We start from the raw sequence: 12200 nt of genomic DNA on the forward strand, positions 1-12200 counted from the left end.
AAAAATTAGTTGCAAATCTGGTGTGGACACTAAAATCAAACAAATGAGAAGTCTTGAACTTCTCGCTGCTTAATAAAAATAGATATTATAAAAAATTCGTTATAAACAAAAGAAGGTGACCTTTTTAGACACCTTCTTTCTATAAATTGAAATGAATTTTACTTCTTAATTCCTTCCAAATCTAACAAAAAGGCAAATTCTTTGGCTACTTCTTTCAGTGCTTCAAAACGTCCTGATGCACCACCGTGACCGGCATCCATATTGGTATCTAAAAGTAATAAGTTTTTGTTTGTACGCAATGCACGCAGCTTCGCGACCCATTTTGCAGGTTCCCAATATTGCACTTGCGAATCATGAAAACCTGTCGAAATATACAAGTTAGGATAATCTTGCGCTTTCACGTTATCGTAAGGCGAATACGATTTCATGTAATCGTAATATTCTTTTTCGTTCGGATTTCCCCATTCATCGTATTCCCCAGTAGTCAACGGAATTGAATCATCTAACATCGTGGTAACCACATCAACAAACGGAACTTGTGCAATAACGCCGTTGTACAATTCAGGTGCATCGTTTAAAACAACACCCATTAACAAACCACCTGCAGAGCCGCCTTCGGCATACAAATGTTGAGGTGAAGTGTATTTTTGATCGATCAAAAACTTCGAACAATCAATATAATCGGTAAAGGTGTTTTTCTTTTTAAGCAATTTTCCGTTTTCATACCATTCGCGACCCAAATCTTCGCCACCGCGAATATGTGCAATGGCATAAATAAATCCACGGTCTAACAAACTTAAACGAACGGTAGAAAAATAAGGCTCCATAGTTGAACCGTACGAACCATAAGCGTATTGAAGCAACGGATTTGAGCCGTCTTTCTTCAAATCTTTTTTATAAACCAACGAAATCGGAATTTTAGTTCCATCGGTTGCCGTTGCCCAAACACGTTCTTCGATATAATTTTCTTTGTTGAATTTTCCTCCTAAAACTTCCTGCTCTTTTTTAACCGTTTTTTCTTTGGTACGCATGTTAAAATCGATTACTGATGAAGGCGTTGCCATTGATTGATAACCGTAACGAAGAATTTCGGTATCGAAATCTAAATTGGTTGTAGTGTAAGCTGTAAAAGTTTCGTTTTCGAAAGGCAGATAATACGCCTGATCTGGATTTTGCCAAGGTTGAATTTTAATGTGCGACAAACCGTTGAATCGTTCCGAAACCACTAAATAATCTTTAAAAATATCAATTCCTTCCAACAAGACATCTTCACGATGCGGAATTAAATCCTTCCAATTTTCTTTAGTTGTAGCCGTTTCGGGCGTAATCATCAACTTAAAATTAGTGGCTTTATCTTTATTGGTAACAATGTAAAAATGGTCGTTGTAATGCGAAACCGAATATTCCAAACCGCGGGTACGTTTCTGAAAAACACTGAATTTTCCGTCTGGGTTCGATGCTTCTAAAATCTGATATTCAGAAGTCATGGTACTTTCAGACCCAATAATTAAATATTTGCGCGATTTAGATCGATAGATATAAGTAGAAAAAGTTTCGTCTTTCTCGTTAAAAATCAATTCGTCTTGTGCCACATCGTTTCCTAAAGTATGTTTAAAAATACGATCGGCACGAAGTGTTTGTTCGTCTTTACGAGAATAAAACAACGATTTGTTATCGGCAGCCCAAGTACTTCCTCCCGTTGTTTTTTCAATCTTTGTCGGCATAATTTCGCCTGTTTCCAAATTTTTAATCTGTATGGTGTATTCACGGCGCGAAACCGTATCAACACCAAAAGCTGCAAACTTATTATCGTCGCTAATGTTTAAACCGCCCAACTGAAAATAAGCGTGATCTTTTGCCAATTCGTTACAATCGAACATAATTTCTTCGGGGGCATCTAAAGTTCCTTTTTTACGCGAATAAATAGGGTAGTCTTTACCTTTTTCAAATCGGGTAATGTACCAGTAACCGTTGTTAAAATAAGGAACCGATGTATCATCTTCTTTAATTCGACTTTTCATTTCCTCGAATAAATCTTTCTGAAAATCTTTCGTATGTGCCGTTACTTCGTTGTAATACTTGTTTTCTTCTTCAATATACGCAATAACTTCTTGGTCTTCGCGCTGGTTTAACCAATAGTAATTATCGGTACGAACATCGCCGTGTTTCTCTAAATTCGTAGGTTTTATCTTGGCAATTGGTTCTTTTATAGTGTTATTCATTTTATTTTTTGTTGAACATGCAGCTGCAAAAATACTACAAAAAGCCAGCATAAAAGTATTTGTAGGTTTCATAATTATTAGTTAGTGATTTTGGTTGAATTTAATACTTTTGTAATAAATATAAAATTTAAGATATGTTTGGAGATTTAATGGGTATGATGGGAAAATTACAGGAAGCCCAGAAAAAAGTGGAAGAAACAAAGCAACGTTTGAATAATGTGTTGATTGATGAACAGTCTGCCGACGGATTATTGAAAGTTACTGTTACCGCAAACCGACAAATTAGAACGATTGATATTAACGATGAGTTATTGAACGATAAAGAGCAATTAGAAGATTATTTGATTTTAACGTTGAATAAGGCGTTGGAAAAAGCGGGAGCAATTAACGAAGCCGAATTGGCTGCTGCTGCAAAAGACGGTATGCCGAATATTCCGGGAATGGATTTATTTAAATAGTATGAAAAAGTTATTTATACTATTTATGGGTGTTGCTGCAATGGTTTCGTGTAGCGACAAAAAATCTGGAAATACACAGATTACCGGCGAAATTAAAGGGTTAAAACAAGGTACGTTATACATTCAGCAGTTGAAAGACAGTACGCTAATTACGTTAGACAGTATTGTTTTAAAAGGAAAATCGACTTTTGAAACCGGTTTTGATTTGAATGAACCCGAAGTTTTGTATTTAGGATTGAATCGAGGAACGTCACAGTCTATGGATAATCTGATTTTGTTTTTTGCCGAACCGGGAAATTTAAAAATCAATAGTTCGTTAGATAATTTTTCGGGTGGCGCGGTAATCGAAGGATCTAAAAATCAAGATTTATACGCCAAATACTTAAAAACCAAAACTGTTTTTACCAACAAACAAACCGATTTGGTTCGATCTATTATTTTGGCACAACAAAACCAGCAAACTGTTAAAGCCGATAGTTTAGAAAATGTTTTGAACCGAAGTGCCAGAATGAGTTATTTAAACGCAGTTAATTTTGCTTTGAAAAACGGTAAAAACCAGGTGGCGCCTTATATAACACTAACCGATGTTGCACCAACAAACAGTAAACATTTAGATACTATTTATAAAAACCTGTCACCCGAAGTTTCAAAAAGTAAATACGGCGTTATTCTTAAAAATTATTTGGAATTGATTAAGAAGCAGTAGCTTTAGATTGTACAAAGTATAGTTGTATAATGTAAAGTGACATTTTTGAATCTGTGAAATCTGTGGTTAAATAGAAAATAAAATTCTAAAACAGTTATAAAACAAAAAACACCATTCAAACGAATGGTGTTTTTTATGTTCTTAATTAAAAGATTACTTACGACGTAATTCTTTAATTTTAGCTTTTTTACCTGTAAGTTCTCTAAAGTAGAAAATACGTGCTCTACGAACTTTACCTCTTTGGTTCAATTCAACTTTTTGTAAAGCTGGCATGTTCATTGGGAAAATACGCTCAACACCAACGTTACCAGACATTTTACGAATTGTAAAAGTTTCAGTAGCGCCAGATCCTCTTCTTTGAATTACTACACCTTTAAAGAACTGCGTTCTTGTTTTTTCACCCTCTTTAATTTCGTAGTAAACTGTAATAGTATCACCCGCTTTAAATTCTGGGAAATCTTTTTTTGTAACAAACTCGTCTTGTACGAACTTTACTAAATCTAAAGACATTGTATAAATTTTTTAAGTTAATTCAAACCAACATGCACGGTTTTCGCCAGAGGTTGATCCAAAAGTGGGGCAAATATAAGAAATTTTATTTATTCAAAACAAAAATAATTTACGAAATATATTGTAAAGATATGATTGTAAGTTGTTGTGAATGAGTTTTTTGTACTAAATAAATTTTTTGGGTTTTGTTTTTACTAGTAGTGATGTTAATATTAACGCTATCATACTTTTGGAAATTATTGAAACTATTAAATTTCCGATGGCAAATTTTGCAGATGTTGTAACTAAAAAAGTTGAAAGCAATATAATAAAAAATATAAAAAATGCGAACCAGTAATTTAAGTTGATACTTTTACTGTATACTTGGTATTTGGGAAGTTTGTATAAAGAGAAAACTATTACAACTGCACCAAAAAAGGTACTCGAATGTTGAAGAATTTTTAGAATAGGAATCTGCTTATCAAACAAATCAACTGATTGATTTAGAATTTCAATTTTTTGTACAAAATATCCTGTATCATGAGTAAAACTATCCCATAAAATATGAGAGAAAGTTCCAATAATTATAGAAAAAATAACAATTAGCCAATTCTTTTTAAAATAGATATTCCAATTGAAATCTTTGAATATTACAAGGCGTGATTTTAAAAAAATCGGTAAATTATCAAACAAATTATTTCGCACAATGTTGTGAAAAATGAAAGCAGTTAGTATTCCTAAAGGTAAATCAAACAAAAAAACACCTTCTAAAGTATGACTAAAATCACTCTTTATCTTCATTCTTAAGAAGTATTCAAAATCAGGCATTAAACTTCCAATTATAAGCCCAGTTAACGAAAACCATCGTTTAGGCAAATAAGTTAGTGGTAAAATTATTGCTGGATGCGAAAATGTAAAAGGCATTTTTAGATCATTAATCTTTAAAATTACTATTCTCTATCTAACAAATCGGGTCTGCGGTTTTGTGTGTGTTCGTAGGCTTTTTCTTCGCGCCATTTTTCAATTTCAGGGAAATTTCCACTCAACAAAATATCAGGAACTTTCCAACCGTTGTATTCAGCCGGACGTGTGTAAATTGGCGGAGCCAGTAAATTATCCTGAAAACTGTCGGTTAGGGCAGAGGTTTCGTTCGATAAAACTCCTGGAATCAATCTAATAATCGTATCACACAAAACGGCAGCTCCCAATTCACCGCCCGAAAGCACATAATCGCCAATAGAAATTTCTCTGGTAATAAAATGATCGCGCACACGCTGATCAACCCCTTTGTAATGCCCGCAAAGAATAATAATATTTTCAACCATAGACATACTGTTGGCAATTTGCTGGTTCAGCGTTTCGCCATCGGGTGTCATGTAGATTATTTCGTCGTAAGTGCGTTCAGCTTTCAGTTTGGTAATACATTTATCAATCGGTTCAATACTCATAACCATTCCTGCACCGCCTCCAAACTGGTAATCGTCAACATTTCTATGCTTATTGGTACTGTAATCTCTTAAATTGTGAAAATGAACTTCCACCAAACCTTTGGCAATGGCTCTTTTTAAAATCGATGCTTCAAACGGACTTTTAATCAATTCGGGTAAAACAGTTATAATATCAATACGCATAAAAAAATATTTGCTGCAAAATTACACTTTCTTTTTAGCAAAACAGCTTTATAGTTATTTTAAGATCCATAAAAAGAAATAACCTTATATTTGTATCTTATTTTTTAAGATTATTATGGAAAACGGTATTTACGCAAAATTTAAAACACCAAAAGGTGAAATAGTAATAAAATTAACTCACGATAAAACTCCGGGTACAGTAGGTAACTTTGTTGCTTTAGCCGAAGGTACTTTAGAAAACAAAGCGCGTCCACAAGGAAAACCTTATTACGACGGTTTAACTTTTCACAGAGTGATTAACGATTTTATGATTCAAGGTGGAGATCCAACAGGAACAGGTTCTGGCGGTCCGGGTTATAAGTTTGATGATGAGTTTCATCCGGAATTAAAACATGATAAACCGGGAATTCTTTCTATGGCAAATGCTGGAAAAGGTACAAATGGATCTCAGTTTTTCATCACACACATTGCAACGCCTTGGTTAGATAACAATCATACCGTTTTTGGACATGTAGTTGAAGGGCAAGATGTAGTTGATGCTGTAGAACCGGGCGATAAAATGGATAAAGTTGAAATTATCCGTGTGGGTGATGAAGCACAGAAATGGAATGCAGTTGAAGCATTTAGAACTTTTGAAGGATCGCGCACTAAAAGATTAGCCGACGAAAAAGCTAAAATAGAAGCAGAATTAGATAAAATTGCAGCAGGTTTTCAAAAAACCGATAGTGGTTTACGTTACCAATACATTCAAAGAGGATCGGGTAAACAAGCTGCGAAAGGGAGTAAAGTGGCGGTTCATTATAAAGGACAGTTAACTAACGGACAAGTTTTTGATGATTCGTACAAACGCAAACAACCAATTGAATTTAATGTAGGTGTTGGTCAGGTTATCGAAGGCTGGGATGAAGGAATTATGTTGTTGAACGTTGGTGATAAAGCTCGTTTTGTAATTCCATCGCATTTGGGTTACGGTTCGCAAGGTGCAGGTGGAGTGATTCCACCAAACGCAACCTTAATTTTCGATGTTGAATTAGTAGACGTTAAATAATATTGAAAATGCCTCTTATTTTAAGAGGTATTTTTATTTTTGTGCTATGAAGAAATTGTATTCGATTATTTCGTTATTAACTGTAACTGCCGCAAGTGCACAAATTGGCGATGCCATTCATTGTGGTTACGATTTTACAAGTTATATCGTTGTTAAACCTCATGAAGATGGTAAAACTCAAACCATAAATGGTTTAAAAATGACGATTTGCGACGAAGCCGGTAACGAAGTAATTAATAAAGATTTTAAGTTAAGCTGGAAAAACAACAATCAGCCTCTGAATTTTGTTCGAAATTATAAGATCGATTCAAACAATAAAAAAATTGAAGGGTTCGATGAAGGAAAATGGTTTTATTATTTTGCCGAAGATCATTATTTAGTAACCGTTACCAATACTTTTAATGCCGAAGATTTTTACCTAAAGATCGAAGATATAGATGGCGAAGAAAACGGCGGACATTTTAAAACGTTTACCATGCAATTGGCTCCTTATAATATGTATATTCTTTGTACTTCTGAAGAAAAACAAAAAGCCATGCAGTTTGGTCGCCGCATGAACAAACCTATCGATATTATTTTAGAAAAACAGTAAACTTTAAGTAGAAACCACTTCTTTGTCCTTCTCTAAATTTACTTGTTGCAGATAAAATGATGGCGACATGCCGGTACTTTTCATAAACGCGCTTGAAAAACTGCGGGCACTTGAAAAACCTAACTGATCTGCAATAGCCTGTATTTTGTATTTAGACCATTTTTTGTCGGTATCAACCTTATCTAGAAAGTACGTAATACGTAAGCCGTTTAAATAATCTATAAAAGATTTTTCTTTATACGAATTAATAAATTGCGATAAGTACGTTCGATTGGTATTCCATTGATTTGCAAGATCATTCAGGGTAATATCCTTATTTAAGAACAAATGATTCTTCTCGAAAGCGTTTAAATGTTTTATTAATTCCTTTAAAACTTTGTCATCAACAGGCGTAGTATCCTTTACGTCGTTTACAACAGGTAAAATGTATTTTCCCCACTCATCAATATTAATAGCCAACGGGTTTATAGAATTTGAAACAATCGGGTAACTTTCGTCTGTACTTTCTTGAATGGGCAAAGGTTCACGTTGTTTTAAAAGGTCGTTATAATTTTTTAAGAATTCTTTTCTTTTTCTATAATTGTAGATTGTAATTATAATTAGGCAAAGTGCAATACCAATTCCTATTATTGTGAAATAGCGGTTATAAAGACTTTTGTTGTTTAGATCATTCTCCAATCTTTCCTTATCACTTATTAAGGTTTTTACATCAATAGTATTATGTAGAGTTCCAGCAAGTTGTTTGTATTCTATCTGTAAATACTTCATTACATCTAATAATTGATTGGTGTAATGAAGTTCTTCTTTTACATCGTTCTGTTCTCTATAATGGTTTATTAAATAAGTATAAGCGTCTTTAATTTCAGGATTACTATAATTGTGATTCTTAAATATAGTATCAATTTTTTTAAAGAAAACAACAGCTTGCTCTTTGTTGTTTAAATTCCAATAGTTTAATGCTATGTAATAATATATCGTAGCTTCATTAGCAAAATCATCATTTGCAGCTATGGTAGAAACATTCGCTTTAAGGAGGTCAATGCTTTTTTGAAATTGTTTTTCTTGAAAAAGATTTAGACCTAATATATAATTAAAATACAGAGCATTAAATTTTTGATCGTCAGCTTTTAATAAATTCTGTTTACTTAATCCAATATTTATAAGACCTGAGCTTTCTTCAATTCTTTTTAAATAATATAAAGTAAAAGCTTCACGATATAGTGAATTGAAATAACCTTGGATATGATCGTATGTTGATTCCTTTTCAAAATAAGTGCGTGCCTGATTAAAATGGCTATACGCTTTTTCATATTCTTGTATATGAAAATATACCAAACCAATATTATACATACTTTTATAATAGGAATAAGAGTCTGCCGCTTTGTCAATTGTGTTCAGAATTTTTAATTCAAAAGCAAGGGAATTAATGTAGTCTTTTTCAAAGTAAAAAGCTGTGGCTTTTGATTGTAAAGCCCGTATATAATATTTTTTTGGCAATTCTTTTGAAACAGATAACAGGCTATCTGCATAGGCGTGAATATTTTTTGATGAATGAGCGATGCCGTAAAGCTTATTGTATGCTTCAAATAAATGCGTATTACTGTTTAGTTGTTTTGCTTTTTGTAAATATATTGTTAGAAAAGACAGATACTCTTTGCTAGCAATATTCTTATGTTCTAATGAATCATGTAGCTGGCTTAATGTAAAATTATCCTCATTAAATTTTAAAGAGGATTGACTATTTGCAACAAAAAACATCAAAAAGATGCTTAAAAAAATATAAATCCTTGCCATTTATACATATCATTATAGTGCAATTTACGATTTTAAATACACACTGCCTAAAAAAAATAATCGCTGATTATTAGTTGTTTACGTTTTTTTTTGGTACGAATTGATCAATCTGCACCACAACATTTTGCATATTTCCATACTTACCTGTAGCTTTGAAGTAACATAAATGTGTTATATCTATCTAAAATTTATTTTGATCATTATGAAAAAATGTTACTTACTTTTATCGATTCCAATGCTGATGCTTTCATGTACAAATGATTTTGATGAGTCTACTCCAAAACAAGAAGATCAAGCTAACGTAATTTCTAACAAAACTACAAATTCTGTTAGTATTAATTTAAACAATATTGTTACAGAATTAGTAACAACTTATAAGTTAGCTTACGGTGCAAATTCTAATAACACATTGTCGCAAAAAATAGCGTTGTTAGAAAAGGTATCTAATGAAAATGCAAAGTTTGCCGAAATTAAACCTGCCGATTTTAATGTGCCAACTGAAGTAGAAGTAAAAAAGTTTCTTTTTAATTACGATTTAGAGTATAATAACTTAAAAGTTTCTCAAAGGGTAAAAACTTATTTCAATTCAACTTTGCAATATGAAAACAATCTAAATGATTTATTATATTCTATAAGTGTAGATGAACAATTAAGTTTGAACGAAAAGAATCTATTAATTTTTACTGTTAATTCTTTAAATGATCTTGATGGTAATGATTTTGATTGGAAAAGAAGAAGAATTGTTGCGGCAACATTAGGATTTGAAAAGAGTAGTGCTAATGCTGTTTTTAATGTTGCCTTATTAAAAATTAATAATTAAAAATATAAGAAAAGAAAGTCACCTAATTTGCCCAATTTTCCACACACAGCGTGAAACTGTGTGTGGGTTTTTAAAAAAGTTATTAGGGAATATTTTTCTCAAGATTATTCTAATAAATAGATTTACAGTAAATAAGCATCAATTAATTCAACAGGCGCAATTATGATGTTAGAGAATGATTCAAATAAACATGCTGAAAAAACAGTTAGAACAAAAAAATATTCTGCTGAAGGTATAATATCGGTTTCAGGCTGTAATATTACAAGTAGTGATGTTACAAAGATTATTTCTAAGTTAGAAAAGATAGTGAATGCTTTAGAAGACGAAGTAGTTAATTTAAAGCAGCATATTCGTAAAAAGATTAATTAATTAAAATATAAAAAATTTAAGACCTTATTTATGCTTAATCCCCCCTAAAAGCCACAGATATGTTGTTAGTTTTCAATGTGGTTTTTATAAGCAAGTACCACTTAGAGTACATTTAATAAGACTTATGTTTGCTTAAATCCCCCAAAAATCCACACGTGCGTTGTTAGTTTATCACGTGTGGTTTTTTATAAGTAAAGTACAAATTTAAAAGCTCATCTTATAAAACCTTATGTTTACTTAAATTCCTAAAAACCACACGTGTATTGTTTTATTGCGTGTGGTTTTTATTTATTAAGAAGAATGTAGTTAGATATTTATTCCGTGTGTTTTTTGATTAGATTAAAAGAAAATAGACCATAAAAAAACGGAAGCTTTTTAGCTTCCGTTTTTTCTTTTCTAATTAATTAGCAGGAACGTCTTTAAAATACATTTCAGCGAACGACATGTTTTTACCGTGTTCTATACGTTTATGGAAAACTTCCGGGCTAACCTCGTTTGGTTTAGAGAAACCACAAGCACCGATAAATTCACCAAAGGCTTTCATGGTATTTTTATGGAAGGTTGCCACACGTACCGATTTATCTGTAATATCCATACCTTCATAAAGTAACGGATCTTGCGTTGCAATACCAACAGGACAGTGACCGCTGTCGCATTGTAGTGCCTGAATGCATCCTAAAGCAAACATCATTCCGCGAGCACTGTAACAAGCATCGGCACCCAATGCCATGTTTTTAGCCAAATCAAAAGCAGAAATTACTTTTCCGGCAGCAATGATTTTTATGTTTTTACGAAGATCGTATTGTTTTAAAATTTTGTTAGCAAATACCAAAGCATCACCTAATGCCATACCCATATAATCGATAAATTCTAAAGGAGCAGCACCTGTACCTCCTTCGGCACCATCAATTGTAATAAAATCAGGGTAAATACCAGATTCGCTGAAAGCTTTAATAATATCTACAAATTCGTCTTTTCTACCAATACAAATTTTAAAACCAACAGGTTTTCCACCACTTAAAGTACGTAGTTTTCCTATAAACTGCGCCAATTCGTTAGCATTACTGAAAGCAGAGTGCGATGATGGCGAGTGAACGGTTGTAAACGGTTTTACGTTACGTATTTTAGATACCTCTAAAGTATTTTTTTCTGCTGGTAATAATCCACCGTGACCAGGTTTTGCACCTTGAGAAAGTTTTAATTCGATCATTTTTACATCTGGATACTGAGATCTTTCTGCAAACAACGCATCGTTAAAAAATCCGTGTTCATCTCTACATCCAAAATATCCTGTACCAATCTGCCAGATCAAATCTCCGCCCGATCTGTGGTAAGGCGAAATTCCACCTTCGCCCGTATTATGAGCAAATCCACCTAATTTAGCACCCTTGTTTAATGAAATAATCGCTTTTTTACTTAACGCACCGTAACTCATAGCACTAATATTGTAAATGCTTGCGCTGTATGGTTGTGAACATTGTTCGTTACCAATTAAAGTACGAAAGTTAAAATCGGAAATTATTTTTGGATAAACCGAGTGTGAAGCCCATTCGTAACCAATACGGTTAGGATCATCTTGCATACCAAAAGAAACCGTTTGTTTCTCGTTTTTAGCACGTTGGTAAACAATAGAACGTTCGCGACGGTTAAAAGGTTTACCATCTAATTCGCCTTCCCAGAAATATTGACGTAATTCCGGACGAATTTCTTCTAAAATATAACGTAAACGCCCAATAATAGGGTAGTTTTTACGAATGGTATGTTTTGTTTGAAAAGCATCTTTAAAAGCTAAATAAAATAATATTACAGGAAGTATTAGCGTTAAAAAGCTCCAATCTCTTAAAAAAACTAAATATAATGCTACAATTAAATAGGTAATTATAAAAGCCCAGATAACTTGCCTAATTACAAAACGATTTAAAAATTTTTGGTGTAACATAGGTTTTTAAATGCAAAAATTTGTTGTTGTTTATTAAATTTTTTGTTTGAACTATTACTTATTCTATAGATATTTATTTAAACAACAATTTTAAACTATGTTGAAACAGCTAATTTGTTTTTTATTTAAAAA

Annotated in this window: 12 protein-coding genes; 6 read left to right on the plus strand and 6 right to left on the minus strand. The window is 32.6% G+C overall.

Annotated elements, in window-relative coordinates; genetic code table 11:
* Positions 1 to 158: 158 nt before the first annotated feature.
* Positions 159 to 2222: a S9 family peptidase gene (locus tag BM253_RS06580; protein WP_091521505.1), complete on the minus strand. Its 2064-nt coding sequence runs from the start codon at positions 2220 to 2222 to the stop codon at positions 159 to 161.
* A 134-nt stretch (positions 2223 to 2356) separates the two neighbouring features.
* Here BM253_RS06580 and BM253_RS06585 point away from each other — a divergent pair, with 134 nt between their 5' ends.
* Both BM253_RS06585 and BM253_RS06590 read left to right on the plus strand, forming a co-directional pair.
* Positions 2357 to 2680, plus strand: coding sequence for a YbaB/EbfC family nucleoid-associated protein (locus BM253_RS06585; RefSeq protein WP_091521114.1), 324 nt, complete (start codon positions 2357 to 2359; stop codon positions 2678 to 2680).
* A gap of 1 nt (position 2681) precedes the next feature.
* Positions 2682 to 3386, plus strand: a complete 705-nt coding sequence (locus BM253_RS06590) for a DUF4369 domain-containing protein (protein ID WP_091521117.1) — start codon at positions 2682 to 2684, stop codon at positions 3384 to 3386.
* A gap of 153 nt (positions 3387 to 3539) precedes the next feature.
* On the opposite strand, the gene rplS is transcribed toward BM253_RS06590, so the two are convergent.
* The 3 genes from rplS to trmD all read right to left on the minus strand — a co-directional run bounded on the left by rplS (position 3540) and on the right by trmD (position 5506).
* Complete coding sequence (gene rplS / locus BM253_RS06595; protein WP_091521120.1) at positions 3540 to 3896, minus strand: 50S ribosomal protein L19; 357 nt, start codon at positions 3894 to 3896, stop codon at positions 3540 to 3542.
* Between the two features lie 165 nt (positions 3897 to 4061).
* Entirely contained in the window at positions 4062 to 4799 is a 738-nt protein-coding gene (locus tag BM253_RS06600) for a DUF4184 family protein (protein ID WP_091521123.1), read from the minus strand.
* A gap of 26 nt (positions 4800 to 4825) precedes the next feature.
* Positions 4826 to 5506, minus strand: a complete 681-nt coding sequence (trmD, locus tag BM253_RS06605; protein ID WP_091521126.1) for a tRNA (guanosine(37)-N1)-methyltransferase TrmD — start codon at positions 5504 to 5506, stop codon at positions 4826 to 4828.
* Positions 5507 to 5621: 115 nt separating this feature from the next.
* On the opposite strand from trmD, the gene BM253_RS06610 reads away from it, so the two are divergent.
* Positions 5622 to 6554 carry a peptidylprolyl isomerase gene (locus tag BM253_RS06610; protein WP_091521130.1) on the plus strand — a complete coding sequence of 311 codons (933 nt, stop codon included), beginning with the start codon at positions 5622 to 5624 and terminating at the stop codon, positions 6552 to 6554.
* A 46-nt stretch (positions 6555 to 6600) separates the two neighbouring features.
* Positions 6601 to 7146 (plus strand): hypothetical protein, encoded by a 546-nt coding sequence (locus BM253_RS06615; RefSeq protein ID WP_091521133.1) that lies wholly within the window; start codon positions 6601 to 6603, stop codon positions 7144 to 7146.
* Positions 7147 to 7149: 3 nt separating this feature from the next.
* On the opposite strand, the gene BM253_RS06620 is transcribed toward BM253_RS06615, so the two are convergent.
* Positions 7150 to 8904, minus strand: a complete 1755-nt coding sequence (locus tag BM253_RS06620; RefSeq protein WP_177205743.1) for a helix-turn-helix domain-containing protein — start codon at positions 8902 to 8904, stop codon at positions 7150 to 7152.
* Positions 8905 to 9142: 238 nt separating this feature from the next.
* Here BM253_RS06620 and BM253_RS06625 point away from each other — a divergent pair, with 238 nt between their 5' ends.
* Together BM253_RS06625 and BM253_RS06630 are read left to right on the plus strand one after the other, a co-directional pair.
* The gene (locus BM253_RS06625) at positions 9143 to 9760 is read left to right on the plus strand and encodes a hypothetical protein (protein ID WP_091521140.1); all 618 of its coding nucleotides are present in this window, start codon (positions 9143 to 9145) and stop codon (positions 9758 to 9760) included.
* A 162-nt stretch (positions 9761 to 9922) separates the two neighbouring features.
* Positions 9923 to 10129: a hypothetical protein gene (locus BM253_RS06630; protein WP_143095600.1), complete on the plus strand. Its 207-nt coding sequence runs from the start codon at positions 9923 to 9925 to the stop codon at positions 10127 to 10129.
* 400 nt (positions 10130 to 10529) lie between these two features.
* Here BM253_RS06630 and BM253_RS06635 read toward each other — a convergent pair whose 3' ends face one another.
* Positions 10530 to 12068, minus strand: a complete 1539-nt coding sequence (locus BM253_RS06635) for an FMN-binding glutamate synthase family protein (protein WP_091521147.1) — start codon at positions 12066 to 12068, stop codon at positions 10530 to 10532.
* Between the last annotated feature and the right edge of the window lie 132 nt (positions 12069 to 12200).

The sequence above is a fragment of the Paenimyroides ummariense genome (assembly GCF_900115115.1).
GTDB lineage: Bacteria > Bacteroidota > Bacteroidia > Flavobacteriales > Flavobacteriaceae > Flavobacterium > Flavobacterium ummariense.

What these genes read in the sequence shown, in the direction of transcription:
- BM253_RS06600 (WP_091521123.1), bottom strand. Translation starts at nt 4,799, where the DNA reads ATGCCTTTTACATTTTCGCATCCAGCAATAATTTTACCACTAACTTAT.
- BM253_RS06625 (WP_091521140.1), top strand. Translation starts at nt 9,143, where the DNA reads ATGAAAAAATGTTACTTACTTTTATCGATTCCAATGCTGATGCTTTCA.
- BM253_RS06615 (WP_091521133.1), top strand. Translation starts at nt 6,601, where the DNA reads ATGAAGAAATTGTATTCGATTATTTCGTTATTAACTGTAACTGCCGCA.
- BM253_RS06610 (WP_091521130.1), top strand. Translation starts at nt 5,622, where the DNA reads ATGGAAAACGGTATTTACGCAAAATTTAAAACACCAAAAGGTGAAATA.
- rplS (WP_091521120.1), bottom strand. Translation starts at nt 3,896, where the DNA reads ATGTCTTTAGATTTAGTAAAGTTCGTACAAGACGAGTTTGTTACAAAA.
- BM253_RS06635 (WP_091521147.1), bottom strand. Translation starts at nt 12,068, where the DNA reads ATGTTACACCAAAAATTTTTAAATCGTTTTGTAATTAGGCAAGTTATC.
- BM253_RS06580 (WP_091521505.1), bottom strand. Translation starts at nt 2,222, where the DNA reads ATGAATAACACTATAAAAGAACCAATTGCCAAGATAAAACCTACGAAT.
- trmD (WP_091521126.1), bottom strand. Translation starts at nt 5,506, where the DNA reads ATGCGTATTGATATTATAACTGTTTTACCCGAATTGATTAAAAGTCCG.
- BM253_RS06630 (WP_143095600.1), top strand. Translation starts at nt 9,923, where the DNA reads ATGATGTTAGAGAATGATTCAAATAAACATGCTGAAAAAACAGTTAGA.
- BM253_RS06590 (WP_091521117.1), top strand. Translation starts at nt 2,682, where the DNA reads ATGAAAAAGTTATTTATACTATTTATGGGTGTTGCTGCAATGGTTTCG.
- BM253_RS06620 (WP_177205743.1), bottom strand. Translation starts at nt 8,904, where the DNA reads ATGTTTTTTGTTGCAAATAGTCAATCCTCTTTAAAATTTAATGAGGAT.
- BM253_RS06585 (WP_091521114.1), top strand. Translation starts at nt 2,357, where the DNA reads ATGTTTGGAGATTTAATGGGTATGATGGGAAAATTACAGGAAGCCCAG.